This window comes from Mycobacterium sp. NPDC050441 (genome assembly GCF_040655355.1).
Classification (GTDB): Bacteria; Actinomycetota; Actinomycetes; order Mycobacteriales; family Mycobacteriaceae; genus Mycobacterium.
In genome coordinates, this window is the sequence record NZ_JBFAJS010000001.1 from 192,703 (window position 1) to 219,602 (window position 26,900).

25 protein-coding genes and 2 pseudogenes are annotated in these 26,900 nt (G+C 64.1%); 12 read left to right on the forward strand and 15 right to left on the reverse strand.

What is annotated here, in order from left to right:
- The first annotated feature begins 134 nt into the window (after positions 1-134).
- Positions 135-1,013, forward strand: coding sequence for an alpha/beta fold hydrolase (locus AB0I14_RS01025; RefSeq protein WP_358014578.1), 879 nt, complete (start codon positions 135-137; stop codon positions 1,011-1,013).
- Here AB0I14_RS01025 and AB0I14_RS01030 read toward each other — a convergent pair.
- Positions 1,010-1,651: a TetR/AcrR family transcriptional regulator gene (locus tag AB0I14_RS01030; protein ID WP_358014581.1), complete on the reverse strand. Its 642-nt coding sequence runs from the start codon at positions 1,649-1,651 to the stop codon at positions 1,010-1,012. The genes AB0I14_RS01025 and AB0I14_RS01030 overlap by 4 nt on opposite strands.
- Before the next feature lie 202 nt (positions 1,652-1,853).
- On the opposite strand from AB0I14_RS01030, the gene AB0I14_RS01035 reads away from it, so the two are divergent.
- Positions 1,854-2,675 (forward strand): IclR family transcriptional regulator, encoded by an 822-nt coding sequence (locus tag AB0I14_RS01035; RefSeq protein WP_358014584.1) that lies wholly within the window; start codon positions 1,854-1,856, stop codon positions 2,673-2,675.
- Between the two features lie 4 nt (positions 2,676-2,679).
- On the opposite strand, the gene AB0I14_RS01040 is transcribed toward AB0I14_RS01035, so the two are convergent.
- The 6 genes and pseudogenes from AB0I14_RS01040 to AB0I14_RS01065 all read right to left on the reverse strand — a co-directional run bounded on the left by AB0I14_RS01040 (position 2,680) and on the right by AB0I14_RS01065 (position 7,525).
- Positions 2,680-3,522, reverse strand: a complete 843-nt coding sequence (locus tag AB0I14_RS01040; protein ID WP_358016671.1) for an SDR family oxidoreductase — start codon at positions 3,520-3,522, stop codon at positions 2,680-2,682.
- A 2-nt stretch (positions 3,523-3,524) separates the two neighbouring features.
- Positions 3,525-4,301: a hypothetical protein gene (locus AB0I14_RS01045; RefSeq protein WP_358014587.1), complete on the reverse strand. Its 777-nt coding sequence runs from the start codon at positions 4,299-4,301 to the stop codon at positions 3,525-3,527.
- Between the two features lie 9 nt (positions 4,302-4,310).
- A complete protein-coding gene (locus AB0I14_RS01050) occupies positions 4,311-4,805 on the reverse strand; it encodes a nuclear transport factor 2 family protein (RefSeq protein WP_358014590.1) in 495 nt (164 codons plus the stop codon).
- Between the two features lie 124 nt (positions 4,806-4,929).
- Positions 4,930-5,052, reverse strand: a pseudogene (locus AB0I14_RS01055) (short-chain dehydrogenase); the annotation flags it as partial.
- Between the two features lie 56 nt (positions 5,053-5,108).
- The gene (locus AB0I14_RS01060) at positions 5,109-5,912 is read right to left on the reverse strand and encodes a mycofactocin-coupled SDR family oxidoreductase (RefSeq protein ID WP_358014593.1); all 804 of its coding nucleotides are present in this window, start codon (positions 5,910-5,912) and stop codon (positions 5,109-5,111) included.
- Positions 5,912-7,525, reverse strand: a complete 1,614-nt coding sequence (locus AB0I14_RS01065; RefSeq protein ID WP_358014596.1) for an NAD(P)/FAD-dependent oxidoreductase — start codon at positions 7,523-7,525, stop codon at positions 5,912-5,914. The genes AB0I14_RS01060 and AB0I14_RS01065 overlap by 1 nt, the downstream gene beginning before the upstream one ends.
- A 132-nt stretch (positions 7,526-7,657) precedes the next feature.
- On the opposite strand from AB0I14_RS01065, the gene AB0I14_RS01070 reads away from it, so the two are divergent.
- From AB0I14_RS01070 to AB0I14_RS01085, 4 genes are all read left to right on the forward strand, one after another.
- On the forward strand, positions 7,658-8,722 hold the full coding sequence (locus AB0I14_RS01070) for a ferredoxin--NADP reductase (RefSeq protein WP_358014599.1): 1,065 nt from the start codon (positions 7,658-7,660) through the stop codon (positions 8,720-8,722).
- Between the two features lie 101 nt (positions 8,723-8,823).
- A complete protein-coding gene (locus AB0I14_RS01075) occupies positions 8,824-10,005 on the forward strand; it encodes an acyl-CoA dehydrogenase family protein (protein WP_358014602.1) in 1,182 nt (393 codons plus the stop codon).
- Positions 10,006-10,016: 11 nt separating this feature from the next.
- Positions 10,017-10,925: a biphenyl-2,3-diol 1,2-dioxygenase gene (gene bphC / locus AB0I14_RS01080; RefSeq protein WP_358014604.1), complete on the forward strand. Its 909-nt coding sequence runs from the start codon at positions 10,017-10,019 to the stop codon at positions 10,923-10,925.
- Positions 10,922-12,388 (forward strand): FAD-dependent oxidoreductase, encoded by a 1,467-nt coding sequence (locus AB0I14_RS01085; protein WP_358014607.1) that lies wholly within the window; start codon positions 10,922-10,924, stop codon positions 12,386-12,388. The genes bphC and AB0I14_RS01085 overlap by 4 nt, the downstream gene beginning before the upstream one ends.
- Positions 12,389-12,480: 92 nt before the next feature.
- On the opposite strand, the gene AB0I14_RS01090 is transcribed toward AB0I14_RS01085, so the two are convergent.
- The 5 genes from AB0I14_RS01090 to AB0I14_RS01110 are packed head-to-tail and all read right to left on the reverse strand — an operon-like array spanning position 12,481 to position 17,156.
- Positions 12,481-12,864 carry a nuclear transport factor 2 family protein gene (locus tag AB0I14_RS01090; protein WP_358014609.1) on the reverse strand — a complete coding sequence of 128 codons (384 nt, stop codon included), beginning with the start codon at positions 12,862-12,864 and terminating at the stop codon, positions 12,481-12,483.
- Positions 12,864-13,880, reverse strand: a complete 1,017-nt coding sequence (locus AB0I14_RS01095) for a zinc-binding dehydrogenase (RefSeq protein ID WP_358014612.1) — start codon at positions 13,878-13,880, stop codon at positions 12,864-12,866. The genes AB0I14_RS01090 and AB0I14_RS01095 overlap by 1 nt, the downstream gene beginning before the upstream one ends.
- A gap of 35 nt (positions 13,881-13,915) precedes the next feature.
- On the reverse strand, positions 13,916-14,665 hold the full coding sequence (locus AB0I14_RS01100; RefSeq protein ID WP_358014615.1) for an SDR family oxidoreductase: 750 nt from the start codon (positions 14,663-14,665) through the stop codon (positions 13,916-13,918).
- A complete protein-coding gene (locus tag AB0I14_RS01105; protein WP_358014617.1) occupies positions 14,662-15,906 on the reverse strand; it encodes an alkyl sulfatase dimerization domain-containing protein in 1,245 nt (414 codons plus the stop codon). Before AB0I14_RS01105 ends, AB0I14_RS01100 begins: the two co-directional genes overlap by 4 nt.
- Positions 15,903-17,156, reverse strand: a complete 1,254-nt coding sequence (locus AB0I14_RS01110) for a sulfotransferase (protein WP_358014619.1) — start codon at positions 17,154-17,156, stop codon at positions 15,903-15,905. The genes AB0I14_RS01105 and AB0I14_RS01110 overlap by 4 nt, the downstream gene beginning before the upstream one ends.
- Positions 17,157-17,214: 58 nt before the next feature.
- Here AB0I14_RS01110 and AB0I14_RS01115 point away from each other — a divergent pair, with 58 nt between their 5' ends.
- The 3 genes from AB0I14_RS01115 to AB0I14_RS01125 all read left to right on the forward strand — a co-directional run bounded on the left by AB0I14_RS01115 (position 17,215) and on the right by AB0I14_RS01125 (position 20,111).
- Entirely contained in the window at positions 17,215-18,159 is a 945-nt protein-coding gene (locus AB0I14_RS01115) for a helix-turn-helix domain-containing protein (protein ID WP_358014621.1), read from the forward strand.
- 168 nt (positions 18,160-18,327) lie between these two features.
- Positions 18,328-19,191 (forward strand): IclR family transcriptional regulator, encoded by an 864-nt coding sequence (locus AB0I14_RS01120; RefSeq protein ID WP_358014623.1) that lies wholly within the window; start codon positions 18,328-18,330, stop codon positions 19,189-19,191.
- Complete coding sequence (locus AB0I14_RS01125) at positions 19,188-20,111, forward strand: alpha/beta hydrolase (RefSeq protein ID WP_358014625.1); 924 nt, start codon at positions 19,188-19,190, stop codon at positions 20,109-20,111. Before AB0I14_RS01120 ends, AB0I14_RS01125 begins: the two co-directional genes overlap by 4 nt.
- Here AB0I14_RS01125 and AB0I14_RS01130 read toward each other — a convergent pair.
- The gene (locus tag AB0I14_RS01130; RefSeq protein WP_358014627.1) at positions 20,088-21,293 is read right to left on the reverse strand and encodes an NADH:flavin oxidoreductase; all 1,206 of its coding nucleotides are present in this window, start codon (positions 21,291-21,293) and stop codon (positions 20,088-20,090) included. The two genes, AB0I14_RS01125 and AB0I14_RS01130, sit on opposite strands and share 24 nt — an antisense overlap.
- Positions 21,294-21,393: 100 nt before the next feature.
- Here AB0I14_RS01130 and AB0I14_RS01135 point away from each other — a divergent pair.
- Positions 21,394-21,717 (forward strand): annotated as a pseudogene (locus tag AB0I14_RS01135) (Dabb family protein); the annotation flags it as partial.
- Positions 21,718-22,047: 330 nt separating this feature from the next.
- A complete protein-coding gene (locus AB0I14_RS01140) occupies positions 22,048-22,380 on the forward strand; it encodes a Dabb family protein (RefSeq protein WP_358016674.1) in 333 nt (110 codons plus the stop codon).
- Between the two features lie 9 nt (positions 22,381-22,389).
- Here AB0I14_RS01140 and AB0I14_RS01145 read toward each other — a convergent pair whose 3' ends face one another.
- The gene (locus AB0I14_RS01145) at positions 22,390-23,277 is read right to left on the reverse strand and encodes an SDR family NAD(P)-dependent oxidoreductase (RefSeq protein ID WP_358014630.1); all 888 of its coding nucleotides are present in this window, start codon (positions 23,275-23,277) and stop codon (positions 22,390-22,392) included.
- Positions 23,274-25,199 carry an NAD(P)/FAD-dependent oxidoreductase gene (locus AB0I14_RS01150; protein WP_358014634.1) on the reverse strand — a complete coding sequence of 642 codons (1,926 nt, stop codon included), beginning with the start codon at positions 25,197-25,199 and terminating at the stop codon, positions 23,274-23,276. The genes AB0I14_RS01145 and AB0I14_RS01150 overlap by 4 nt, the downstream gene beginning before the upstream one ends.
- A 103-nt stretch (positions 25,200-25,302) precedes the next feature.
- On the opposite strand from AB0I14_RS01150, the gene AB0I14_RS01155 reads away from it, so the two are divergent.
- Positions 25,303-26,889 (forward strand): acyl-CoA synthetase, encoded by a 1,587-nt coding sequence (locus AB0I14_RS01155; RefSeq protein WP_358014637.1) that lies wholly within the window; start codon positions 25,303-25,305, stop codon positions 26,887-26,889.
- Positions 26,890-26,900 lie beyond the last annotated feature (11 nt).

Here is a 26,900-nt window from a genome sequence, read left to right on the forward strand (position 1 = left end):
GTGTCCCACCCACCGGGAATACCGCCCCGGCGCCGGTCGCAATCGCTAGTCACCGGTCAGCGGAACAAGCCATTGCCGGCCTTTGCGAGAGCGTGTGAGGCTGAGCGAAGGCTCAGCAACGAGAAAGAAGATGCATGTCAGATTCTGCTGCGATCATCAACGGCGCCGGTACGGCGGATGCGCTGCGTGAGGTCAGTACCCGTGCAGGAACGTTGCGGTACTACGACGTCGGTGAGGGTCCGACCGTGCTCTTTTTGCACGGCTCGGGTCCTGGCGTCACAGGATGGCGCAACTTCCGCGGCGTACTCCCGACGTTCGCTGAACGCTTCCGGTGCCTGGTCCTGGAGTTCCCCGGCTTCGGCGTCTCAGATGATTGGGGTGGGCACCCCATGGTCACCGCACAGGGCGCCGTGACCCCCTTCCTGGATGCCCTCGGTATCGAACGGGTGGACATCGTCGGCAACTCCATGGGCGGAGGCGTCGGGATAAACACGGCGATAAATGCGCCCGAACAGGTCGGCCGTCTCGTGACGATCGGCGGGATCGGCACCACGATCTTCTCGCCCGGCCCCAGCGAGGGAATCCGTCTGCTCCAGGAATTCACTGAAGACCCGACCCGGCAGCGCCTCATCGACTGGCTGCATTCCATGGTCTACGACCGGTCGTTGGTCACCGAGGAACTCATCGAGGAGCGCTGGACGCTGGCGACCGACCCCGAGACGTTGGCCGCCGCACGCCGGATGTACGGGAAGGCGGCGTTCGCGGCGATGATGGCATCGATGGCCGCTTCAGACCTGCCCATGCCGTGGGCACGGATGCACAAGGTGGCGGCGCCGACGCTGTTGACGTGGGGGCGCGATGATCGCGTGAGTCCGCTTGACATGGCATTGATTCCGATGCGGACCATTCCCAACGCAGAGCTTCACGTGTTCCCCAACTGCGGGCACTGGGCCATGATCGAGGCGAAGACCGCCTTCGAGTCTGTGGTCACGACGTTCCTGACGACGGCCTAGCGACTTGCGTGCAACTGCTGGAGTCCGGCCAGCACCATGCCAATTCCGGACCGGTGCGCTGCTACCAATTCGTCAAGCTCGTGCGGTTCTTTGGCGTCGGCCCACCAGATGTAGGCGTTGCTGCTGACGTGGACGATGAGCCTGCTCGGCAGAGAGCGGGTGAACACGTCGTCACCCAACTCGAAATGCCCCGCCAGGTACTCGGTGATGGCGTCGGCAAGGCTTGCGCTCCACTCCATCCAGCGCAAGCGGTACTGCGGGGTCTCGGCAACGAGCGACATCAGTTTCCGCGCGATCTCGACCGACTGCTGCTTGGCCTCGATCGCCTGCCGGCGCTGGACCTCGACTATGAACATGTCGACAAGGACATCCACGGGATCGGATTCCGCTGCAGCGCCCGCCAACAGGGCGCGCATGTTGTCCTCACTTCGCCGGAACAACGGTCCCAGGACGTCTTCCTTGACGGGAAAGTGGCGGTAGAACGTACGCGTCGCGATGCCGACTTCGGCGCAGATGCGCTCCACAGTCGCTGTGGTGTCGCCGTCGGCGATGAAGATATCGCGTGCCGTCTTGGCGATGCTGAGCCGTAATTCCTCTGCGCGACGCTCTGTGAGCGTCGGCCCCTTACCTCTGGGCATTCGATGATTGTCGTCGCAACGAGCTGTTCACGGCCAGTGGCCTGACACCAGGCCCCATGTGCGGGTGATCGGGTGGCACCTGGCCTCCTTTACTTCGCAGCCGTGTTGTGCCTAGACTCACACCTGTCATCTTGTGACACATATACATAGTATGACAGGTATGGAGGGTGTTGTGCCAACGTCACATGACGACGCAACTCCTATGGCGATGCTCGATCGGGTGGCTTCGCTTCTGGAGGTTTTCGGCGCACGACAAACGCTCACGCTGGCGGAGATCACGCGGCATTCGAACGTGCCCCGCTCATCGGCTCATCGGATTCTGCAGAGCCTCGTCCAGCTGGGTTGGATCGAACGTCAAGGCGCCGGATACGCGCTTGGTCTGAAGATGTTCGAACTCGGCTGCCAGGCAGTGCGGCAGCGTCGGGTCCCCGAGGCAGCGCTGCCGGTGATGGCCGACTTACATCGGCGCACCGGTCTGACGGCTCATCTGAGCGTCCTGGCGGATACACACGTGCTGCACATCGAACGCTTCGGGATGTGGCCCAGCGCCGGCAATCGTTGGCAGGTCGGTTTCAAGCAGCCCGTGGAACAGAGTGCCGCCGGCCGCGCGCTGCTGGCGCAGATCGATGAGTCAGCCTGGCCGGAGTTGCGGTACGGGGTCACGTCGCCGTATGGAATTCGCAACCGGGCGGAGTTGGATCGAAGCCTGGCCACCGTACGCGCCCGCGGCGGGGTCGCCGTCGATGCTGAGGGTTGCGAGCTGGGGGTTACCGTCGTGGCCGCCCCCATCGGCGTAGGCGAAGGCGGCAGCAGGTTCGCCCTGTCGCTGTGCGGGCCCGCCAGGTCAACGCGCGTAGAACCCGTCGTCGCCGCCGTTCACAGCGCGTCGTGGGCCATTTTCCACAGCCTGTCAGACGTGCCGCGCAACGGCGTCAGTCAGGCACGAGCAGCGCATCGCGCGGTGACACCGGCCATGATCCATCGGACCGGCGAGACCGCCGTGGCAGCCGTCGGCGGTAGATGACAACCTAGCGGCGCAAATACCTCAAGGCATATTGGGGAAGTCGAGATGTGGGCACCCGCCGAGGCCAATCGTCCGGCCGGAAATGGGCATCCGATCCACCGTCGACGAAGATGACGCTGCCGCATAGGAACTCAGCCGCATCAGAGAGCATGAAGACCATCCATTCCGCGAGATGATCGGGGTTGCCGAAGCTGCCGACTGGGACCGGGAAGGACTGCACCGCCCTGGCTTCTCGCGGAGAGGCCAGTTGCTTCTCCAGTAGTGGCGTCCGGATCGCCCCTGGGGCAATCGCATTGAGTCGGATACCGGCACCAACCCAACCGGGCAGGACTGCATTGCGGCGTACCCACCGTGAGACGGCGATCTTCGATCCGCCGTAGGCAAGCGACGGTGCAACCGAACGGTACCGGTGCAAGGTCTTGACTGCGCGTTCGAGATCGTCGCGCAGCAAGGCCCGCACCGCACCGAGCGGCACCATCGGCATCGTGCTGCTCGAATTGCTACCGACTACAACCACTTTTGAGTTGCCGCCGGCGGCCAGCGCCGGCCGCCACGTCTGCAGCAGGTCGACCACGCCGAAATAGTTGACCGACAGGATCAGCCGCACGGCGCTACGGTCCGGCAACGGGCCGACGCCGGCAGCCATCACCGCACCGTCGAGTCGCCCCTCGGCCAGCTCGAGCACTGCGGCAGCGGCCTCCGAACGACCCTGAGGTATCGAGAGATCCGCGATCACCTCCGCGTCACGCAGATCGACACCGATCACGCGATGCCCATCGGCCCGCAACCGCTCGGCCGCCGCGCGGCCCATCCCGGAGGCCGATCCCGTCACCGCATAGATACCCATGCTCACCAGTCCTGCCAGGGAATGATCGTGTTCAGTGGCGTTTCGATGACGCATTCTCCGGCCGCTGCCGCCCCAGAAGTGTTCAGTTTCAAGCATTCAGCGATACGTCCGGTGACACCGGCAGGTTCATCGTCCAGGTAGAGCAGCCGGATGCGCAGCCCACCGGGCGGATCTGCGGCCTCTAAAGTTCGGAGGCCGAGCCCATTGTGCTGGTGGCGGTCCAGCGCGAACGTCCACGCCCCGGCCACGCCGTCCAATTCCAGCAGGGCCGGAATCGCCACCCGGTCCTCCCATTGATGGTGGTGGTGGGCATCGGCTCCATGGGGCTCGGCGAACCGGGTCATCGTCAGGTACAGCCCACGGTTGGGCCGGTAGGGGATGACGCCCGGCGACACGAGCGCCGAGGCGGCCGCGTACCCCTTGACCGGCCGGAAGAATGCCAGCACCGTGCGGCGCACGCCGGGGATCATCGGTCCGCGGCCCCACTGGAATGAGTCTGCGCCGAGCTGCTCCCACTCTCGCACCGACTGCTCCACCGGAGAACGGAACCAGTACATCGCGACATAGTCGGTATCGACCAGCCCGGACTCGGCCATAGAGACCTCGCGGCACTCTGCCGGGCGGCTCCAACGGTCGCCCCAGGCGATTCCGGGTAGTGCGAGGTTTTCCGGCCGGTGATCCAGTTGATGCCATTCGTTGTAGCGCCGGTGTTCCTCGGCTCCCCCGCCGTCGAGTGCGACGAACGAGAAGAACACCAGCGGGCAATCGGCAGCGGACATGGCGACCTCTCAGATCTCTTCAGGGACAGTCGACCCGGCTATCCCGAGGTTGAGCAGAGTATGGGCATAGGGATTCCCGTTGAGCAGCCGGCTGGTGCGGGCAGTGATCTGCCATTGCCCTTGTAGACGGTCCAGAGCGAAATGATTGGCGGTGGCCCGCCACACCCGATAGCCGGACTCGCTGTCGCGCAGCAGCACCAGCGATTCGCACACGGCGACTGCAGAGTCTCCACTGACGGTGACCACGGCCGGGCCCAGAAAGTGACAACAGCCGGCCGCCACCAGATCCTGATGACTGGCCGAGCTGACCATCTGGTGCACGCCACGCCGGCCGGTCATCAGCCAGTCCTCGACGTCATAGGTGCCGTCGACAGACCACAGTGCAGCCGCATTGTCAGCATTGCCGGCATCCACTGAAGGACCGTATGAAGCAAGTAGTTTCGTGATGGCCAGTTCATCTTCGAGGCGTTGCAGCCGGGTCAGGACCTGCTGTTCGATAGTCATCGTCGCTCCTCGATATCACGTATCCGGGCAAGTTGGTCGCAGTAGTGGGATGCGTTGTCCGCGCGCACCGAGCACGTGATCGCGGTGGCCCCGGCATCGCGCAGGGTCAGCAGTCGCGCCTCGGTTTACGCGCGATGAGCACCAGGTTGAATCCGGTTTCGGCCAACTGGCGCGCGAACTCGGCGCCCACGCCTTCGGAACCCCCGGCGATGACAGCCCACGGCCCATACTTGTCCAGATCCGGCAAAGCTGCTCCTAGCGTTGTGTACTTCGATCCGCGGTCTTGTTCCTGCGCCGGCCCCGTCATGTCGTCTTCTGGGTGAGGCCGGCGTCGACCACGAGTTGTGCGCCGGTGATGTAGCGGGCGTGATCGGAGGCCAGGAAGATCGCGGCATTGGCCACATCGACGGGTTCGATCCACGGCACCGGCAACAGGTTTCGGGCGGTGAGGACTTCCATCGCGTCCGCTTCGGTGGGGTTGGTCAGGTCGGGACACAACCGCTTGTAGGTGTCGGGGTTGCGAACCATCGCGGTGGCGACCGCGCCGGGGTGAACGGTGTTGACCCGGATACGTTGTGGTCCCAGTTCATTGGCCAGTGTGCGGGCCAGTCCTACCGCGGCGTGCTTGCTGGCGGTGTAGTGCGCGGTCCCGGCGGTACCCCGTAAGCCGTTGGTGGAGCTGATGATCACCACCGAGCCTCCGTCAGGGCCGATGTGGGGAACACCCGCCTTGACGGTGTGCCATACGCCGGTCAGGTTGACGTCTAGATTGCGTTGCCATTCCTGGGTACTGATCATCCAGGTTGGCCTGTTCGGCGTGTGAATACCCGCATTGGCGACGATGACATCGAGACGGCCCAACGTCACCACACCCGCATCGATCGCGGATGTCATGGCAGCAAGATCGGTGACGTCGGCAAGGCCGGTGAAACAGCGCCGGCCACGCTGCTGCACTTGATCGGCCGTCTCACGCAGGTCCCCGGCGGCGTCGGCGCGGTCGAGAGCGATGACATCAGCCCCGGCGTCGGCAAAACGCTCGCAATGAACGCGTCCGGTACCACCGCCGGCTCCGGTGACCAGGACGACCTTGTCCGCCAGATCCGACACTATGGCGCCTTCAGAAGATCGAATCCCTTGTATCCGGCTGCCGCTGCCTCGTTGCAGATATCGAGGTATACCCCGAAGCCGCCGATGAACAGCATGAACATCCGAGGCTTGCCGGGCACGTTGGCGCCTAGGTACCAGGAGTTGGCCTTGGTGAACAGAGTTGCTTCGGCGCGCTGGGCGCAGTCGGCGATCCAGCTGTCCACGGCGTCAGTCGTGGGTTCGATTGCGGCATAACCATGAAGGCCGAGATAGTCGATGGCATCGGCGATCCAGTTCACGTGCGCTTCGGCATGCAACACCATGTTGGCCAGTACCGCCGGGGCCCCGGGCCCGGACACCAGGAACAGGTTGGGGAAGCCGTCGGTGCCCAACCCGAGATAGGTGCGCGGGCCCTCCGCCCAGTCATCAACCAACTTCTCGCCGCCACGGCCCACGATGTCGATCTTGGCCAGCGTGCCGGTCATCGCGTCGAATCCGGTTGCCAGAACCAACGCGTCGATGTCGTAGTGCGCGTCAGAGGTGTTGATGCCCGTTTCGTCGATCGACTCGATCGGAGTCTTGCGGACACTCACGAGTTCGACGTTGGGTCGGTTGTACGTCTGAAAGTATCTGGTGTCGGTGCAAATTCGCTTCGTCCCGATCGGGTGATCGTTGGGGATCAGAGTCTCGGCAACATCGGGATCGTCGATGGTGGCACGAATCTTGTTCTCGTAGAACTTGCGGGCTTCTTCATTTGCCTCCAGGGAGATCATCTGATCGCTGAAGGTCTTGGAGAACAGCACACCGCCCAGTTCCCAACGCTTTTCGAAAGCAACAAGGCGCTCTTCAGGCGTGGCTTCCATGGTCAGTTTCGGGTGTGCCACATGCGGTGAGCCGCCACCGCTGCGCCATGACATCTGGCGTCGCTCGGCGTAGTTCGCCTTGATATCGGCAACTTCGTCGGCGGTCAGCGGCCGGTTTCCGGCCGGGACGCTGTAATTGGGGGTTCGCTGGAACACATAGAGCTGTTGAGCCTGCTCGGCGATGATCGGAATAGACTGTATCCCTGACGATCCGGTGCCGATCACGGCGACGCGCTTGCCGGTGAAGTCGACATCCCCGTGCGGCCAGTGCGCGGTGTGGTAGACCTCCCCACCGAACGTATCAAAGCCCGGGAAGTCGGGAGTCATCGCCGCCGACAGCGGGCCCGTGGCCATCACCACAAACCGCGCCTCGACCGTCTCGTACGTATCGGTGGTGACGGTCCAACGCAGCGTCTGCTCATCGAGCACCGCCGAACTCACCCTGGTATCGAAGGTGATGTCGCGGCGCAGATCGAGCTTGTCGGCGACCCAGTTGATGTACTCGAGAATCTCAGCCTGCGTGGCGTATTTCTCGGTCCATGTCCACTCTTGCTGGAGCTCGTCGGAAAACGAGTAGCAGTAATCCACACTCTCGACATCGCAACGTGCGCCGGGGTAGCGATTGAAGTACCACGTTCCACCCACATTCGGCGCGGCTTCGAAGACCCGCACCGATAATCCCTGCGACCGGAACTTGTGCAGCGCGTACAGGCCGCCGAAGCCCGCACCCACCACGACGACATCCACCGCGCTCTTCGATCCACTGCTCACATCGCGAACGCTAGGCCGCCAGGACGCACCTGGCCGCCACCGTTCCCGGTCACCGGACGCCGAGACGCTGTGTCCCGGCCACCGGAAGTAGCGGGTTGGCGCCGTCGGCTTCTCACACCACAATGTCGGCCCATGACCGATGCGAGCATCCAGACCAGACGGGGCGTGCTGGTCACGGTTGCCGATGTCATCGACGAGAGTCCCGACGCCCGCTCGTTGGTTTTCACCATCCCCGAGCACGAGCGCGAGCGGTTCGCCTACCGACCCGGGCAGTTCCTGACGTTGCGGGTCCCCAGTGATCTGACCGGATCAGTGGCCCGGTGCTACTCGCTGGCCAGCTCGCCGCACACCGATCCCGCACCCAAGGTGACCGTCAAGCGGACCGTCGACGGGTACGGCTCGAATTGGTTGTGCGACAACGTCAAAGCCGGCGACATCATCGAGGTACTGCCACCGTCGGGATTGTTCACCCCGGCAAGCCTCGACGCCGACTTCCTGCTATGGGCAGCCGGCAGTGGCATCACGCCGGTGATCTCGATTCTGAAGTCGGTGTTGTCGGCGGGGAGCGGTCGAGTGGTCCTCTGCTACGCCAACCGCGACGAGCGCTCAGTGATCTTCTCCGGCGAACTACGCGAACTTGCCGCACGCTACGCGGGCCGGCTGACGGTGCTGCACTGGCTGGAATCGATCCAGGGCTTGCCGACCCGCGCCCAGTTGAGCGGGTTCGCCCAGACTGTTTTCGCCGGGTCGGCGGGCTTCGAGTCGTTTGTCTGCGGCCCCGCCCCCTTCATGGCGATGGTCAAGGAGACGCTCGCCGAGGCCGGGGTGCCCCGCGAACGGATCCACCTCGAAATATTCCAGTCGCTGTCCGGAGATCCCTTTACCGACGACGTTCCTTGGATCGCAACTGATTCCGACGACGGAGACGCCGCCGACCTTCATGTCGACCTGGACGGCACCAGTCACCGGCTGAGATGGCCGCGGCAGGCGACGCTGGTCGACGTGCTGATCCGCTCGGGTGTCGACGTGCCCTACTCCTGCAAAGAGGGCCAGTGCGGATCATGCGCAGCCACTGTGGTGTGCGGTGAGGTCGATATGGCCACCTGCGACATTCTTGAGCCCGAGGACATCGCCGATGGCGTGATCCTCGGTTGCCAGGCCAGGCCGGTCTCCGATGACATCCACATCGAGTTCTGAGCCAGTGCGCGCGGCACGTTTCCACTGACCGGGATTCGCCTCCACCACGCGGTTCAAAGCGGTACACCATCAATGCCAGCCCTCGACGATAGGACCAAATGATGACCGAGCGGGTAATCGACCGGGTGCACGGGATCGCCGAACAACTGCGTACCCAGGGCCCCGAAGCCGAAAAGATCGGCAAGCTCACCGACGAGACCGTCAAGCTGATGAAGTCAGCAGGCAACATCCGCCTGCTGCAACCCAAGGCCCACGCCGGCTTGGAAGTCCATCCGCGTGAATTCGCCGAGACCGTCATGGCCACAGCTGCGCTCGATCCGTCGGCCGGCTGGATCAACGGCGTGGTCGGCGTGCACCCCTATCAACTGGCCTACGCCGACCCACGGGTCGCCGCCGAGATCTGGGCCGATGACGTCGATACCTGGGTCGCTTCGCCCTACGCGCCCCAAGGCGTGGCCAAGCCCGTCGACGGCGGCTATATCTTCAACGGACGCTGGCAGTTCAGCTCAGGCACCGATCACTGCGACTGGATCTTCCTGGGCGCAATGCTGGGCGACGCCGAGGGCAAGCCGCTGATGCCCCCGCAGATGCTGCACATGATCCTGCCGCGCAAGGACTACGAGATCGTGGAGGACTCGTGGAACGTTGTGGGGCTGCGCGGAACCGGCTCCAAGGACGTCATCGTCAAGGACGCGTTCGTGCCGACATACCGGACGATGGACGCGATGAAGGTCATGGACGGCACCGCTCAGCGCGAAGCCGGGATGACCGAGACGTTGTACCTGATGCCTTGGTCGACGATGTTCCCGCTCGGCATCAGCTCTGCCACGATCGGCATCGCCGAGGGTGCGCTGGCAGCCGCACTCGACTACCAGCGCGAACGGGTGAACTCCAGCGGGGTGGCGATCAAGGACGATCCCTACGTCATGTATGCGATCGGTGAAGCGGCCGCGGACATCAACGCAGCGCGCCAAGAGCTGTTGGCCAACGCCGACCGCATCTACGACATCGTCGACTCAGGCAAAGAGGTCTCCTTCGAAGACCGAGCCGCGGGCCGGCGCACCCAGGTGCGGGCAGTGTGGCGCGCAGTCTCAGCGGTCGACGAGATCTTTGCCCGCTGTGGCGGCAACGCGGCGCGGATGGACAAACCACTGCAACGGTATTGGCGCGATGTGCACGTGGGCCAAGCGCACGCCATCCACGTCCCGGGAACGGTCTATCACGCGTCGGCCCTGAGTTCGCTGGGTGTGGATCCGCAGGGTCCGCTTCGGGCGATGATCTGAGCGGGCAGCACATGGGACTGATCAAGAGCCTCGGCTACGTCACGGTTGCCGCCTCGGACGTCGAGCGCTGGCGTCACTTCGCGTTCAACGTCCTCGGATTCGCTCAGGGCAAAGGCCCCGACGAGACCGTGCTATATCTGCGGATGGACGAACGCGCGGCGCGGATCATCGTGGTGCCCGGAGATGTCGACAAGATCATGACCGTCGGCTGGGAGGTGCGCGACCACGCCGACCTGGAGCAGGTGAAGGCTGCGCTGGATGCGGCCGGAGTCCCGTTCAAGCAGCTTTCGCTCGAAGAGACCGATGTCCGACGGGTCGAGGAAGCCATCGCATTCGAGGATCCGGCCGGCACCTCGCTGGAGGTGTTCCATGGCCCGGTCCTCGACCACTCTCCCGTCGTCACGCCGTTCGGCGCGAGGTTCGTCACCGGAGCGCAGGGTCTCGGGCATGTGGTGTTGCCCGCGCTCGACGTGAAGGGACTGTTCGAGTTCTACACCGAGATCCTGGGTTTCAAGTCTCGCGGTGCGTTCCGCGTTCCGGTACCGCCGGAGTTCGGCCCCGTCCGAGTCCGCTTCATGGGTGTCAACGAGCGCCATCACAGCCTGGCGATCTGTCCCGCACAGACGCTGCGCGATCCCGGGCTCATTCACCTCATGGTTGAAGTCGACACCCTTGACGCGGTCGGGCAGGCCCTGGACCGGGTGAACACCGAGGGCTTCCAGTTGTCGTCGACACTGGGCCGGCATACCAACGACAAGATGGTGTCGTTCTATGTGCGCGCCCCCGGCGACTGGGACATCGAGTTCGGCACCGAGGGCATGCGTGTCGACGAAACGTATTACACCGCAGAGGAAATCACCGCTGACAGTTACTGGGGGCACCAGTGGGTCAGCGATCTACCGAAGGCCATGCAACCGTGACGCTCACCGACGATATCCGGCCGATCCCGGTCAGCGCGATCGCCGAGTGGGCCGACGAAGCCGACGTGGTGATCGCCGGTTACGGAGTTGCCGGCGCGGCCGCTGCGGTGGAGGCGTCGCGCGCCGGGGCCGACGTCCTGGTACTGGAACGCACCGGTTCATGGGGCGGAGCTGCATCCATGGCCGGAGGTTTCATCTACCTCGGCGGTGGCACCGACATCCAAAAGGCATGCGGCTTCGAGGATTCGGTCGACAACATGGCCGCCTTTCTCAACGCGGCCATGGGTCCCGGCGCGGATGCCGCGCGCATCGCCGATTACTGCGAGGGAAGCGTCGCGCACTTCGAATGGCTCGTGGGCTGCGGGGTGCCGTTCAAAGCCGAGTTGTTCGGCGAGCCCGGTTGGGAGCCCATGGGCGACCAAGGACTCATGTACAGCGGTGGGGAGAACTCGTACCCGTTCAACACGATTGCCGCGCCGGCCCCGCGCGGGCATGTGCCGCAGATGCAGAACAAGAAGCAGGGCGAGTCCAGCGCGGGATTCATGCTGATGAAGGGCCTCGTCGACACTGCGACCGCGGCCGGGGCACGGTCGCTGTACGACGTGCGTGTGCAGTCTCTGATCGTCGAGTCGGACGGCCGCGTCGCCGGCATCCGGACCCGGCGCTACGGCACCACGATGGATATCCGGGCGCGGCGGGGGGTGGTCCTGGCCACCGGCAGTTTCGCCTACAACGAAGCCATGGTTGCCCAGTACGCGCCGCGCATTGCCGGGCGCCCGGCCGCCTCGATCGAGCAACACGACGGACAGTCCATCCGGATGGCTCAGGCGCTCGGTGCCGATCTGGCACACATGGACGCCACCGAGGTGGCATTGTTCATCGACCCCCAGCAGCTGGTGCGCGGGATTCTGGTGAACGAACGCGGCCAGCGCTATGTCGCCGAGGACACCTATCCCGGTCGAGTGGGTCAGCTGACGCTGTACCACCAGAACAACACCGCCTACCTGATCATCGACGGCGACGCTCAGGAAGAGGCGATGGCTTCGCTCTCACCTCAGCTGATGCTGCGGCCGCCGACCTGGGTGGCCGACACCGTCGCCGATCTGGAGGCGGAGATCGGACTCCCACAGAACTCGTTGCAGGCCACTGTCAATGACTACAACGATGGTGCGGCACGCGGCGAAGATCGACTGCTGCACAAGAAACCGCAGTGGCTCAAGCCGATCAAATCCCCCGTGGGGGCCATCGACCTCCGCGAGAGCACCGGCGGTTTCACCCTCGGCGGCCTGCACACCACGCTCGATGCCGAGGTGCTTCATGTCAGCGGCGACCCGATCCCCGGGCTCTTCGCTGCCGGGCGCTGCACCGCCGGCCTGGCGGCGTGGGGATATGCCAGCGGCGTGTCACTGGGCGACGGCAGCTTCTACGGTCGCCGCGCCGGGAGGGCCGCTGCCCGAGCCTGAACGCCGAATGTGAAGAAGATCGCGAGATTCTGGAGAATTCTCGCGATCTTCTTTCACATTCGTGCATGGGCCTGTGGTCGATAGGAAAGCCGCTATACCTCGGTAAGGTTCGTGGGCGCGAAATAACTTCGCACAGAGGTGATTTGGCCGTCGTCGTTGAACGTCATCGTATCGATCGGTTGCAGGCGCATCGGAGTGTCGCCGACATTGAAGGTGATGGTGAACGAGAACGCCGACTCGTTTCCGACGACACGGAGCAGGACCAGTTCCGTCTGGCGGTCCATTGACTCCAAGGTGGAGAAGAATTCACGGATCTCCCCCCGGCCGGTGCGAACAGCACTGCCGACCGGATCCTCCACTGTCGCGTGTTCGGCGAACAGTTCCAGGAGATCATCGGCGCTACCGGTCGCGAGCAGCGAGACGTAGCGGCGAACCACATCGGCAATATGATCATCGGTATTGGGCGACGGCATCATCAACCTTCATTCAACGTGATGACGACCTTGTCGGCCGCGCCCGGTGTGGCAACACACTGCAACGCCTCTTGGAGATCGTCGAAATCGAAAGTGTGGCTGATGATCACCTGATACTTCTCCCAGTTGTCGACGATGTCTTTCGTCACCTCGAAGATTTCACTCGGATAGCCCATCGACCCGACGATCGTCAGTTCATTGCTCATCACATTCATGAAGTCCACAGTGATGGGCTCTTTGTAGACGGCCACGACGCCGAGCTTGGCTCCCCGCTTGGCAGCACCCAGGGCCGCGTCGACGGCTGCCGGCACCCCGGCGGCATCCAGGAACACATCGGTGCCCGCTTTGTTCGGCCACATCGAATCCCCCGGGCCATGCAGCTCGATCAATCGCGCGACAACGTCCTCGTCCTTGGAGTTGATCACCGCGTCCGCGCCGACTTTCAGCGCTTTCTCCAGCCGGGCCGGCAGGATATCGGCCACCACAACGTGTTTGACCCCTCGCGATTTCAGGGCGATGGTGATGCCCAGGCCGATGGGGCCCGCCCCGAGCACCAGCACCTGGTCACTCTGCCGCGGCGCCACCTGGTTGACCGCGTGAACAGCCACGGCCATGGGCTCGTTGAGTGCCGCAACCTCGTATGGAATGTGATCTGGCACGACCTCGAGACTCCGGCCACGAACCGCGTCTTTGATCAGCAGGTAGTCGGCCAGCGCACCGGTCGAACCGCCGTTGCCGATGATGTCGTCGGCAACGGCCATCGGATTGACCACGACACGGTCACCGACCGCTATACCGCGCACGTCGTGACCGACCTCCACCACCTCACCGGCCGGCTCGTGACCGATCGGCATACTGCCGTGCCTCGGTGGCAAACCGCCGATGGATATGTAGAGCGAGTCGGAACCGCAGATTCCGCACGCTCGAATTCTCACCAGGACGTCATCAGGGCCCGCCGTGGGCGTTGGTACTTCTACGATCTCGGTCTTGCCGGGGGCGGTGATGATGGCTGCTCTCACTGTGGAGTTCCCTCTCGTCGATGTCGTTGAATCACTCAGACCACGCTGTAGCCACCGTCGACGACGAGCGCCGATCCGGTGCTGTATGAGGCATTGCCGGTGCACAGGTAGAGGATCGGACTGGCTATCTCGTCCGGTGTGGCGAACCGGCCGAGCGGAATGTGGTCGACTTGTTCCTGTTTGATCTCGGGCACGTAGTCCATCGGCGCGGTCATGCGGGTGGCGACGACTCCCGGGACGACTGCGTTGATCCGGATGCCGTCGGCGGCCCATTTCACGGCGAGGTTTCGGGTGAGTGCGAGCACTCCAGCCTTGGCCGATCCGTACCCGGGCACCACCGGTACCGATCGGATGGCCGCCATGGATGCGAGCATGACCACGCTGGCACCGCCGGGAGCATTCGAGGCCTTCAGCGCGCCGTGCAGACGTTCGGTCAACCTGAACGGCGCCAGCAGGTTGACCGCCACCGACGCGGTGAAACCCTCTGCGGTCGATTCGTCGAGGCCGCCCGGAAAGTTGGCCCCGGCGTTGTTGATGAGGATGTCCAAGTCGACGAACGAATCTGCCAGCTCCTCGATACCGTCCGGGTCGGTCAGCGCCAACTGCCGATACTGCAGTCCTGACAGATCGACGTCGTAATCCTCCGGCGCTGCTCTCGTGCCGGTGATCGTGACCCGCGCACCGCTGTCCTTCAACAGCAATGCGGTCGCGTGGCCGATACCGCTCGTACCTCCGGTGACCAGCGCGCTCGCACCGGCGAAGTCGAACAGCACACGGTTTGTCATGACAGCTCCTTGATTTTTTCGCGCAGCCAGGCTGCTTCCCAGAAATTGGTGCTGCCCTGCAGCAGATCCCTGTGGGCGGCGATCAACACCTGCTTGGCCTCCTTGTCGTCGGGTTCGGCGCGGTTCACGATCTCGGCCAACTGGATGGCGCGCACCGCTTCTCCGGCATCCAGCAGGGCACGCGCCCTCCCGAGAACCGCTGTCTTGCCGGCGAGTTCGAGCAAATCGGCCTCGGTTGCATCCGAGCCTTCGGCATAGAGTTCGGCCGTCGAGCGATGATGGAACCAGCCCGCATAGTTCTCCCAGATCGCGCGCACGTCCCACCGCACCATCCCGTAGCCCTGGCCGACCTCCAGTTCGGGCGGCAACACCACCTCGCGCATCAACGTGTGAACGTCCTTGCCGGCGTTCATCCCTGCGACAGTCTGATCGTGGAGGTAGCTCACCGCGTCGCGCAGTCGCGTCAGCTCACGTTCGATCCGGTCTTTACCGACGATCGGCCCGAAGTGTCCGGTGAGCAACGTTTCCGCCCCCAGCGCACGGACCCGGTCGATCGACTCCACCACCGTCTGCGCATCCCGATAGCGGTCGCCGCGCACCGTCACCAGATTCGGAATGTGACCGAACAGCGCACCGAAGACATTGCCGCACAGGCAGACACCTTCCTCCGGCAACCAGACCACCAAACTGTCTGTGGTCTCACCACCGGGTGTGGCGTAAAGCTCCAAGCGGCGGCCGCCAAGGTCGATGACGAGTTCGTCATCGACGACCATCGTCGGGGTCGGAACACTCTGCGGTGGCGGCGGGCCGAATCGCGGTGTGTTGCGCTCGATCGTGTCCATCACCTTGCCGACCCACGCGAACGCAGAGTTTCGGGCCCGGAATTCTGCCAGCAGTTCGTTGTCTCGCCGCCACGTCTCCCAGTTGGCCTGGGCGACGATCTCGCTGTCGGGGTCAGCGACTGCGTCGATGCCGCCGACGTGGTCGACATGCCCTTGGGTGAGGATGACGTAGCGGATCGGCGCGTTGTCAATGGCGTCATAATTGGACCGGTGCACCGGTCCCTCGAAGCCCATCCCGGTGTTCAGCACGATCCGGCCGGCATCGGTCGTCAACATGAACGAATTCGACAGACCCGGGGAAAGCCAAATGCCAGGGCTCACTTCCTCTGCCGGCGCACCCGCACCGACGATGTCGTCGGCCCCCGGTCGGCTCAAGTACGCGGGTTGATCGCTGGTCATGATTCCTCCCGTACGTCGAATCGGTCGAAGTAGAACCCGAAGCGCGATCGGACCTCGTCCGGTGACCGGCCAAAGTGGCGTTGGAGGTCATAGCGCATTCGGCCGTGTTTACCTCGCGGATTTTCGTCGAGGTAACCGCGGAACGCCGCTCGGGCACCCTCGGTCAACGCGGTGCCGTTGTAGCCGTACAACGTCTCGAGAATCGACATCTCGTTTCCGTTGAGCTGGTGGAAGCCGATGTCCACGCTTCGGTCGGAACCGACCAGATCCCGGTCGCGCACACACGCGCGCAGCAGCCGCTCGATCCGGTCGATCCAGTAGTCCACGAGGCCCTCGGGGTCGATCTCCTTGCGTCGCATGCGGTCTCCGTACGCCAGCATCGTGACTGCGGATTGGATGACGGCTACGGGATCACGGTGGGTGAACGCGACGGTGGCGTCTGGGAATGTTCGCATCAGCGGCCCGAGTTGCTCGCAGTGCTGGGGCGACTTGAGCACCCACCGGCGTGGGCCCCGTAAGAAGGTCAGGGCCTTGAGAACCGTGCGCAGATAGCCATAATGCTGGTCCTGGTTCAACCCGAGGTAGTAGTCGCGCCATTGCGGTACCCGGCCATGCCACTCCAGCACGTAGCTCGCGAAGTCGAGGTCGAGGATCTCGACTTCTTCCTCGATCGCCTGCGGAAATCGGTCGTGCATGTTCTGTATCAGCGGGGTCATGGCCATTGCCGACTCGTGCTCGGCGACACTGCGCGCAAACCTGGGGTCCACTCCGTTGACGTCGGGACCTTCACCATGAAGCGGGAAGGGCTCCTGGCTCTCCCAGTACGGCAGCGCACGTCGCCTCGTGTCGGAGGCGATCAGATTGACCAGATGCGTTGTCCCCGAACGCGGTAGACCGACGACGATGATCGGTCGCTCGATCTCGATTTCGTGGATCTCGGGATAGCGCCGCAGCAGATCCGTCAACAGCAAGCGTTGTGAGAGCAACCGAACTATGCGGTTGCGCAGGATGAGGCGATTGAGATTCGTGTTGCCACTGTCGGCATCGACAGCCGCGGCGTACGCGCCAAGCCGTGGATGAAAATCGGCGGGGCCGAAATCATCCAGCCCCGTCTTCTCCATCGCTTCACTGATCAGGGCTACTGGATTGAGGTCCACCGACAGGTTCTCCAGTTGTGCGAGAACCTGTCGTTGCTTCGGGTTGAGCACGGGGATCGTCAGATCCTCGATGCCCAGTGCAGTGTCCGGCACGCCGCTCCTTCACTGTGATGGCTTGCAATGACGAATATTCGTTGTAGTGTCCGAATATATGAACGCCAAGCTAGGTCAGTCCGATGAGCAGGGTCAAGACCCTTCACCGCCGACCCGTCGCGTCGTCGCCGTCATCGAATTGCTCGCCGACCGCGCAGATACACCCCTGACCCTTGCGGAAATCAGCCGCGAGCTGGGGATCAGCCGATCCACCGGGCATGCGATCCTGACCACGCTCTGCTCATGCGACTGGGTGCTGCGTGACCCACTGAGCGGGAGATACAGCCTGGGCGCGGGCCTTCCCGCCACGTCGCTGCCCGCGGCGCCGCTATCGCGAATGCTCCGGGAGCCACTGCGGATACTGTGCTCAGACATCGGCATGGCCGCATGTATTTCAGAGCTCAGAGACGGCTCCCTTGCGGTGATCGAGTCAGCCTCACCTGGCGCGACCCGCCCGCCCGTGCAGGCCGGCGTGCGACTGCCGTTCGTAGCGCCGTTCGGCCGAGAGTTCGTAGCGTGGGCACCGGCAGCGGTGGGCGATGAGTGGATGGCCGCCGCGGGCCCCGTCAACGACGTCTACCGAGCACGAATGCCCAAGGTCCTCGAAGAAATTCAGAAGCGTGGCTATGGCATCGAGCGGCTCAGCGACCCCCTCCTCAAGGTGTTCGCGGCACTCCTGGCCCTTGATGACGCCACCGCACCGGATCCAGTGGCGGCGCGACTGGCCGGCGCCGTCGCCGATCTGACGATCATCGACTTCCTGCCCGGCGAGCTGACCAAGATCGAGGGGTGCCCACTCGCAACGATCTCAGCGCCGATCTTCGACGCGCACGGCAACGTTGCGATGTCGGTGTCTGCACAGCCGTACAAGCAGCTCACCCATGAGGAGGTGCGAGACATCGGCGCGAGGGTTGTCGAGTTCGCCGAGCGAGCCAGCTCCCTCATCACCCAACACATGGCGCTCGACGCGCCCGTTACGTCGATCGGAATCACTGAGACATGACCACAGCGGGAGTCGATTCAGGCCGCAGTCGGCATGGCAACCGCTGTCCACGGGCCAAGTAGACATCGCACACCATTGGACAAGTTAGTGACAGCGGACACATAGTTGTGGTAGTCATATGACTATTAGTCATATGCGACTGGCAGTACCCGCAGCCCGGAGGACCCAATGACCGCGATCATCGAACAGCCCGCGACCACCTATAAGAAAGCGACCATCGAGACGCCGAACGCCGTCATCGACCGGGTTTCCCTGGTTCTCGATGTCTTCGACGGTTCCGCCCGCCTGACTCTGGCCGAGATCGTGCGCCGCACCGGCCTGCCGCGTTCGTCGGCCCACCGCATCCTCGAGCGCCTGGTTCATCTGCGCTGGCTTCGGCGCGACGGCCGTGACTATGAGTTGGGCATGCGACTCGTCGAATTGGGGTCGCTGGCGCTACACCAGGACCGCATACACCGAGCAGCGATTCCATTGCTGCGCGATCTGCACCGGGCCACCGGACTGGTGGTCCACCTGGCGGTTCTCGACGGATCCGACGTGGTCTACCTGGAGAAGATCGGCGGCCAGATGGTGACGGCCATCCCTACCCGTGTCGGGGGACGGCAGCCCGCGCACTGTACGGCCGTGGGCAAGGCGATCCTGGCCGACAATTCATCAGTTGAGGTCAACTTGGCCTCGCGGTTGACGCGGTTTTCGATCAGCACGGAGCGGCAGCTGGTAGCCGAGCTGGCAAAGGTCCGCACCCACGGCGTCGCGTTCGAACGGGAGGAATCGCTCGCCGGATTCGGTTGCGTGGCAGCGCCGATCGGTCCTGTCGGCGCAGCGGTTGCGGCGGTGTCTGTGTGTGGCCCGATGAGTCGGATGGCATTCGATCAGCGACTGACCGCTCCGGTGCGGATGACCGCAATGGGTATCTGGCGCAACGCCGAAGACGGGCCCCAACGAGTAGTGCCGACCCTGCAAAGCTTGCGGCCGCTCCGTGTCGGCAACCCCACCGCTCCTCGGGCCATGGCCACCCTGCTCCCGGCATGACCCTCGATCCTCAGATCGCCGGCTTGATCGAAACCCTCGATTCGGGCTTCCCGCCGGTGCACACGATGACCGGCGCACAAGCCCGCGCCGAGATCCGTGGCCGCTTCGTCGCCAACCCTCAACCTGAGCCTGTCGCCTCGGTTACCGACCACCAGGTGCCGATCGACAACGGATCCATCGACGTCCGCGTCTACCGTCCGAACTCGTCCGAACCCCTACCGATGCTGGTTTTCGCCCATGGTGGCGGATTCGTGTTCTGCGATCTCGACAGCCACGACGGGTTGTGCCGCAATCTGGCCAATCTCACTCCGGCTGTGGTCGTTTCGGTGGCGTACCGATTGGCACCCGAGTACCGCTGGCCGACGGCTGCCGAGGACTTCTACGCCGTGGTCTGCTGGGCAGCCGAACATGCCCCCGAGTTCGGCGCCGACCCGGCGCGCATCGCAGTGGGCGGTGACAGTGCAGGAGGCAATCTGGCCGCGGTGACCACGCTGATGGCCCGCGATCGCCGCGGGCCGGAGCTGGCGGCACAGCTTCTGCTGTATCCGGTGATTGCGGCAGATTTCGACACCGACTCATATCGGTTGTTCGGCAGAGGTTTCTACAATCCACGACCTGCGCTGCAATGGTATTGGGATCAGTACGTACCCGTGGTGAACGATCGGCGACACCCTTATGCGTCACCGTTGCACGGCGACCTCACTGGATTGCCGCCAGCCGTAGTCGTGCTCGCCGGCCATGATCCGCTGCGCGACGAAGGTATCGCCTATGCCGACGCCCTGGAGGCGGCTGGAGTGCCAATTGCCCGGTGTTCCTTCGAGGGTGGCATCCACGGATTCATGACGATGCCGATGCTCGATATCGCTCACCGGGCCCGGCGGGCGGCCAGTCAGGCGTTAGGTGATCTGCTCGGCCCGTAGCACGGCCCCGTAACGTTGGGCGGGATCGAGCACGCAATGCGTGCGGCCGAACACCGTCACCATGCACTTGTTGTTGTGGTTGCACCGGCTGCGCGAGGCCGGTTCGGCGATCATGGTGTTGACCCGGTCTGGCTCGCGTAGCAATGCCCGCCCCATCGCCAGAAAATCGAATCCTTCCCGCAGGCCGGTTTCCAGGTGCTCACGATCGGTGATCCCGCCCAGCAGAATGAGTTTCGTGTTGCGCATGATCGGTACGAACTGGCGTGCCGCCTCCAGCATGTACAGGTCCCGGTAGGGATAGACGCCCATCGTCTGCTTGCCGACCAGCCGTACGGCCGGCCGCAACGCCGGCGGCATCACCTTCGCAAACTCCTTGACCGGGACGTCGCCACGGAACAGGTACATCGGCTTGTACACCGACGACCCTTGGGTGAGTTCGATGGCATCGAGGGTCGCATCGGTATCGAGGAGTTGGGCAGTCCTCAGTGCCTCGTCGATCCAGATGCTGCCGGGAAGACCGTCGTCCATGTCCAGTTTGGCGATCACCGCGATCTGATCGCCCACCACCTCACGGACGCGCTCCGCGATCTCCCGTACGAACCGCGACCGATTGTCGATATCGCCGCCGTACTCGTCCTTGCGACGGTTGATCAGCGGGCTCAGAAACGAGCTGGGCAGGTAGAGGTGACCGAAATGCAGTTCGACGGCATCGAATCCGGCATCCACCGCGACCCGGGCTGCAGCCCCGAACTGGTCGATCACCATGTCGATTTCGCGGCGGGTGATCTCACGGCAATAGGCGAATGATGTCGGGTTGATGAATCGGCTCGGCGCCACGGCGGTGACACCGGTCAGCTTCTTCTGTGCCACCACCCCGGCATGACCGAGCTGCGCCGAGATGGCTGCGCCCGCACCGTGCACGGCGTCGGTAAGCCGGCGCAGGCCCGGCAACGCTTTGCTGTCCATGACGATCTGACCCGGCGCGCTGGCACCTTGGGGAGACACACAGCAGTAGGCGACGGTCGTCATGCCCACCCCGCCCTCAGCGAAGCTGCGATGGAAGTCGATGAGGTCATCGGTGACCAGCCCGTCGGGCGAGCGGCCTTCCGATGTGGCGGCCTTGATAACCCTGTTTCGCAGCGTGACTGGCCCCAGCTGGGCCGGGCTGAACGGATCGGTCATCCAACCACCATCGTCGTGCCGGCGGGGACGGTCAACGGTGGTTTCCCGATGGTCGGGATGGCAGTAATCCCGGGACCGCGCCTCGCCGTAATCTCGCGCCATGGCTGAGGTTTTCGTGATCGACAGGGTGATCACATCCCCCGGGTGTGCACAACGATTCATTGATGCCTACCTGTCCGGTTATGCCCCGGGCGCTCGTGCGCGCGGTATGACCTTGCAAGACGTCCTGCTGAGCCCGCCGATCTGGTTCGATGACCGGCCCAACGTAGTCACGATCACCTGGTCGTTGCCCAGCGCGCAGGCCTGGTGGGAGATGACGTGGCAGGGCCGGCCGGATCCGGCCGTAGGCCAGTGGTGGGACAGCATCACCGATCTGGTCGTTGAACGCAGCCGCAGTGTCGCCTCCCGCGCGGGTGACGTGGAAACCGCCGATTTTCCAGCCCAATCGACCGATGTATCAAGGGGTGCGGACGCGTTAGGGGTGACGCGGTTGCTCGACGTCTACGAGTCCGAACGCGACCGCGTGCTCAGCGTCCTACGCGACGCCGCCGACCGCAGCGGATCTCTCAGATCACTGGTTCAACCAACGCTACCGGGGTCGCGTAACGGTGGCGACATCCTCGTTCACCTGCGGTTCGAGGACCGAAACTCCTGGGAGAACAGCGGTTTCGACGACGTACTGACCGACCCGGCGATCACCCGGATCAACGGCGTGACCTACCACGGATCTCCGGCACGCGGCGGCAGCGGCAGCGTGTACCGCGCATTACTGCTGCGCGTACCCGCCGAGGTGGAGGCCGAGACCGTCGCGGCATTCGAACGTGAGCTCGCAATGATGCCGCGCTACGTCTCGACGATCGCCGCGTGGCAACTGAGCCGGGTCGACACAGCCATCGGGACCAGCGACTGGACCCACGTCTTCGAACAGGAATTCACCGACGTCGACGGTCTGATGGGCCCGTACCTCATGCACCCGATCCACTGGGCGGTGGTCGACCGCTGGTTCGACCCCGAGACCACCGACATGATCGTCCGCGACCGGGTGTGCCACAGCTTCTGCGAATTGCCCTACCCGGTAATCGATTAGCCCGAGCAGCTAGATGCCCCCGGGAAGGATGTTGGGGTTCGCCGACGCCGGCGGCTGTAGCGGCGGCAACACCGTCGCACCGTCGAGCGAGTGCACCGCCAACTTCTGTGACCACGGGTAGTGCAAACTGAACGCCACCAGACCGGTCCGCTCAGGGGCAGGCAGGTGACACATCGCCAGTACCGTTTCTGCCAGGTACTCAACGGGTTCCGTCGGAAAGCTGTCCGGGATCAGCGCTGCCGCACCGGGCGTGCGCACCGCGCTCGACGGACCGACGCAGTTCACCGCGATATTGGCGTCGAGCAGCTCGGCCGCCACACCTTGGGTGAACCGATGCAGCGCGGCTTTGCACGACGCGTAGATCACGTCGCCCGCGGTCTTGTTGTAATCCCGGTACGGCCGCATCGGGGCGACCCCGGTTACCGAGCCGATGTTGACGATCCACCCTGCTCCCTGTGCACGCATATGCGGCACAGCGGCTTTCGTCAACGCAAACGGCGTCTTCAGGTAGTGCTCCACCGTACGTTCGAACGTCTCCACCGGCATGTCCTCGACGACCGAGTAGTCGGCGTAACCGGCATTGTTCACCAGGATGTCGATCTGTCCGGTGCGCTCGACCACCGCCTCGATCAGGCCGTCGCGGGCGGCGCTGTCTTCGAGGTCGGCGGCCACTCCGAACGCCGTCCCGCCGGCCTGTTCGATGAGGGCGATGGTTTCCGCGATCGTGCCGGGGATCGCCTCGGTGACCCCGGCGCGCGTGGACGGCGTGGGTGTGTAGGCGCGTGCGGTCACCGCGACCGTGGCGCCTTCAGCCGCCAGCCGCTGCGCGATCGCCCGCCCGATCCCGCGGCTGCTTCCTGTCACCAACGCCGTTCTGCCGGCGAGCATCTTGCTCATCGGAGAACGAAGTCCTCTTCGATCGGGGCGCGGTGTTGCTGCCACAGATCCACCAGTCGGAACGGCGTGGAGACCACGACGCGACCGGATCCCGAGCGGTAGTAGGTGTGGGCGTTGGGCGTGTGGCACCAGACTGTGCGCTGCATCGCCTCATCGATGCCCGCGACGTAATCCTGGTACGCGCTTTGCGTGACTTCCATCGTTGATGCCCCGCACAACGCCATCAGTTGCAGACACTCCACGATGTAATGCGCCAGCACCTCCATCGAGAAGTTGGCGCCTGCCCCATGTCCGGGACTGTAGTTCGGCGCCGAGGTGATGAACAGATTCGGGAACCCCGCGACGGCGCCCCCTCGGTAGGCCCGCGGACTATCGCCCCATTCCTGGACCAGGGTCTTGCCATCGCGGCCGCGAATATCGATGGTGGACAGGAAATCCAGGTGGTAACCGGTGGCGTAGATGATGACATCGAGGTCGATCTGGCGGCCGTCAGCTGTGACGATGCCGCGCTCGTTGACCTGGGCTGGTTCACTGGCTTCGACGTCGACATGGTCGCGGGTCAACGCGGCGTAGTAGCCGCCGGGATCGCGGATGATCCGTTTGCCGTACGGAGCGAAATCCGGTGTCACCTTCTGCGCCAATTCAGTTCCGGCACCGAAAGTCCGGTCGATGTAGTCCAGGCACATCTGTAGAAGGACGTCGTTGGCCGGCGAGATCGAGAGGTGCGTCTTCGACCATTCGGGGTCCTGCAGGATGATGGGATAGTTGTTGTCCGCCGTGCCCCAGTACGACTTGAGCCGGTGCCACATCGCATAGAACGGCAGCGCCCGCCCCAGATAGCGGCGGTGCTCGGGGACCTCGTCGGTAAGGCGCTTGCGGGGAGCCACCCAGTGCGGTTGGCGTTGGAACACCGTCAGGTGCTCAACCTCGTCGACACACGCATCGACAATTTGCACCGCCGTGCAGCCGGCGCCGATGACCGCAACCTTCTTGCCCGCCAAGTCCAGCGAGGGGTCCCACCGCGCAGAGTGAATACTGGTGCCGGCGAAGGTATCTCGACCCTTGATGTCCGGGAATCGCGGACGATTCAAATAGCCGGCCGCGGTGACGACGATGCTGGCATGGTCGACGCTCTGGGTGCCATCGGCAGAGCGGGAGTGGATCTCCCACTGCCCCCGCTGCTCGTCCCACCACAACGCTTCCACTTCGGTGCCGAAGCGGATGTGACGACGCAGATCGTGCTTGTCGGCCAGCGAGACGAGATAGGCCTGGTACTCCGCGCCCTGCGGGTAGTAGTTCGACCAGTCGGGGTTCACCTCCCTGGACAGGGAGTAGTAGGCCGACGGAGTGTCTACACCGATGCCCGGATACGTGGTGGTCAGCCATGTGCCACCCACCTCATCGTTGCGGTCGAAGATCTCGAAGTGCACGCCCTCTTCGGCAGCGGCCAGCGCCACCGCGATACCTGCGATACCGGCACCGACGATCGCCACAGTGGTGGACGAGGGAATCGGCGTGGTGCGCGGCAACGTCGGCTGCGCCGGCCGGAAACCCCCTTGTTCGAGCAGCAGATCCACGTGTTCGTCATCGACCGCACCACCCAGCGCGATCGGCAACAGTTTGGCGAAGAACCCACGGTCGTCTGCAGGGAGCGCTCCTGCCGGGCGTGGGCGACCGAGCGCGGCGATGATCTCCTCGACCAGCGCCTCCGCAGTGCTGGGATCCGTCGTTCCGGCCCGCTCGGGCGGGTCGGGAACGTGGTCGATCTTGGCGGCGTACCGATCGATGACCGACGCATCGCCGGTCATCTGCGCCAGCACCGCAACCAGGACACCGGGGTCGGCCTCGAGCAGATGGCCGCGCAGGACGTCAGGGTCTGGGGCGCGATCCGCGAGTGACGAGGATTCAGTGGTAGCCGTCATGGGATCGAGTATCGAAGGAATCCGGCCCCGACCGCGCCCACCCTGTCTACTGAGCGGGAGGTGAACCACCGCACCGAGTGTTCGCACGCCTACCCTCCGGGTCATGCACTCTGACGACCTCGCCGCCGTCATCGCCCAGGCGCGTAGCCACAGCCTCGCCGATATCCCCCGCCGGTCCGCGCGCAAGCAGCCCGACAAGACCGCCATCATCGATGGCGACATCGTCCTCAGTTTCGCTGAATTCGATCACTTGGTGGACCGGGCGGCGGCCGCACTGCACGACAACGGTTTGTCACCCGGCGACCGGGTCGCGCTGTTGTCCCGCAACTGCTGGCAGTACGCAGTCTTGGCGTTCGCTACGGCCCGCGCGGGTGTTGTGCTCGTCCCCATCAATTTCATGCTGACCGCAGAAGAGATTTCCTACATCCTCGGTCACAGCCAGTCGGCCGGGTTCATCGTCGAGGCCGACCTGATCCCGGTGGCCGAACAGGCCATGACAACCGGGACGGCGGTTCGCACGAAGGCAGCGCTCGTCCCGACCGGTCAGTCCTGCCCCGACGGCTGGCCCGATTTCGCCCAATGGCTCACCACTACAGCGGATGTTCCCGACCACCGGCTCGACGACGACCAACTGTTGCGGGTGATGTACACCAGCGGCACCGAGTCCCGGCCCAAAGGTGTCATGCACAGCAGTCGCAGCTTGATGTGGCAGTACATCAGCACCATCGTGGCCGGTTCCATGTCCGGCGATGACGTCGAAATCCACTCCCTGCCCCTGTATCACTGTGCGCAGCTGGACAACTTCCTGGCCACCGACATCTACCTTGGTGCGACGAGCATCATCGTGCCTCGGCCGGACCCGGAATTGGTGCTGCGCATGATTGAGCGCCACGGCGTCACCAATTACTTTGCGCCACCGACTGTGTGGATCAGCCTGCTTCGCAGTCCGGTGTTCGACGAGGTGGATCTGTCGAGTTTGCGCAAGGGGTACTACGGCGCCTCACCGATGCCCACCGAGATCCTGCACGAGATGCGCAGGCGTCTGCCCAATCTGCGACTGTGGAACTTCTACGGCCAGACCGAGATGGCTCCGTTGGCTTCTGCCCTGGGACCTGCCGAACAGGACGCACATGCCGGGGCGGCGGGCCGGCCGGTGGTCAACGTCGAAACCGTGATTCTTGACGAGAATGACGTGCCGGTCACGGCTGGAACGGTCGGCGAAATCGCGCACCGCAGCCCGCATTTGATGCTTGGTTACCTCGATGACCATGACAAGACCGCCCAGGCCTTCACCGGCGGCTGGTTTCATTCCGGCGATCTGGGGTTCTACGACGAGCACGGGCTCCTACACGTCGTGGACCGCAAGAAGGACATGATCAAGACCGGCGGCGAGAACGTCGCCAGCCGCGAGGTCGAAGAAGTTCTCTACCGGCACAGCGGGATCGAGGAAGCCGCGGTGTTCGGGCTGGCTCACCCGGTGTGGGTGGAAGCAGTCGTCGCCGCAGTCGTGACTCGCGCAGGTGCCGATGTGACCGAAGACGAGGTCCTGCGGCACTGCCGTGACCATCTCGCCGGGTTCAAGACCCCCAAACAAGTTTTCTTTGTCGACTCCCTACCGAAGAACCCCAGCGGCAAACTGCTCAAGCGCGATCTGCGACAGCGGTTCAGCCTCGAATTCACCAGCAACTGAAGGAAACACAC

Bases quoted from the DNA above. Each gene is read 5' to 3' on its own strand.
- AB0I14_RS01025 (WP_358014578.1), top strand. From the start codon at position 135: ATGTCAGATTCTGCTGCGATCATCAACGGCGCCGGTACGGCGGATGCG.
- AB0I14_RS01030 (WP_358014581.1), bottom strand. From the start codon at position 1,651: ATGCCCAGAGGTAAGGGGCCGACGCTCACAGAGCGTCGCGCAGAGGAA.
- AB0I14_RS01035 (WP_358014584.1), top strand. From the start codon at position 1,854: ATGGCGATGCTCGATCGGGTGGCTTCGCTTCTGGAGGTTTTCGGCGCA.
- AB0I14_RS01040 (WP_358016671.1), bottom strand. From the start codon at position 3,522: ATGGGTATCTATGCGGTGACGGGATCGGCCTCCGGGATGGGCCGCGCG.
- AB0I14_RS01045 (WP_358014587.1), bottom strand. From the start codon at position 4,301: ATGTCCGCTGCCGATTGCCCGCTGGTGTTCTTCTCGTTCGTCGCACTC.
- AB0I14_RS01050 (WP_358014590.1), bottom strand. From the start codon at position 4,805: ATGACTATCGAACAGCAGGTCCTGACCCGGCTGCAACGCCTCGAAGAT.
- AB0I14_RS01070 (WP_358014599.1), top strand. From the start codon at position 7,658: ATGACCGATGCGAGCATCCAGACCAGACGGGGCGTGCTGGTCACGGTT.
- AB0I14_RS01075 (WP_358014602.1), top strand. From the start codon at position 8,824: ATGACCGAGCGGGTAATCGACCGGGTGCACGGGATCGCCGAACAACTG.
- bphC (WP_358014604.1), top strand. From the start codon at position 10,017: ATGGGACTGATCAAGAGCCTCGGCTACGTCACGGTTGCCGCCTCGGAC.
- AB0I14_RS01090 (WP_358014609.1), bottom strand. From the start codon at position 12,864: ATGATGCCGTCGCCCAATACCGATGATCATATTGCCGATGTGGTTCGC.
- AB0I14_RS01100 (WP_358014615.1), bottom strand. From the start codon at position 14,665: ATGACAAACCGTGTGCTGTTCGACTTCGCCGGTGCGAGCGCGCTGGTC.
- AB0I14_RS01105 (WP_358014617.1), bottom strand. From the start codon at position 15,906: ATGACCAGCGATCAACCCGCGTACTTGAGCCGACCGGGGGCCGACGAC.
- AB0I14_RS01115 (WP_358014621.1), top strand. From the start codon at position 17,215: ATGAACGCCAAGCTAGGTCAGTCCGATGAGCAGGGTCAAGACCCTTCA.
- AB0I14_RS01120 (WP_358014623.1), top strand. From the start codon at position 18,328: ATGACCGCGATCATCGAACAGCCCGCGACCACCTATAAGAAAGCGACC.
- AB0I14_RS01125 (WP_358014625.1), top strand. From the start codon at position 19,188: ATGACCCTCGATCCTCAGATCGCCGGCTTGATCGAAACCCTCGATTCG.
- AB0I14_RS01130 (WP_358014627.1), bottom strand. From the start codon at position 21,293: ATGACCGATCCGTTCAGCCCGGCCCAGCTGGGGCCAGTCACGCTGCGA.
- AB0I14_RS01145 (WP_358014630.1), bottom strand. From the start codon at position 23,277: ATGAGCAAGATGCTCGCCGGCAGAACGGCGTTGGTGACAGGAAGCAGC.
- AB0I14_RS01150 (WP_358014634.1), bottom strand. From the start codon at position 25,199: ATGACGGCTACCACTGAATCCTCGTCACTCGCGGATCGCGCCCCAGAC.
- AB0I14_RS01155 (WP_358014637.1), top strand. From the start codon at position 25,303: ATGCACTCTGACGACCTCGCCGCCGTCATCGCCCAGGCGCGTAGCCAC.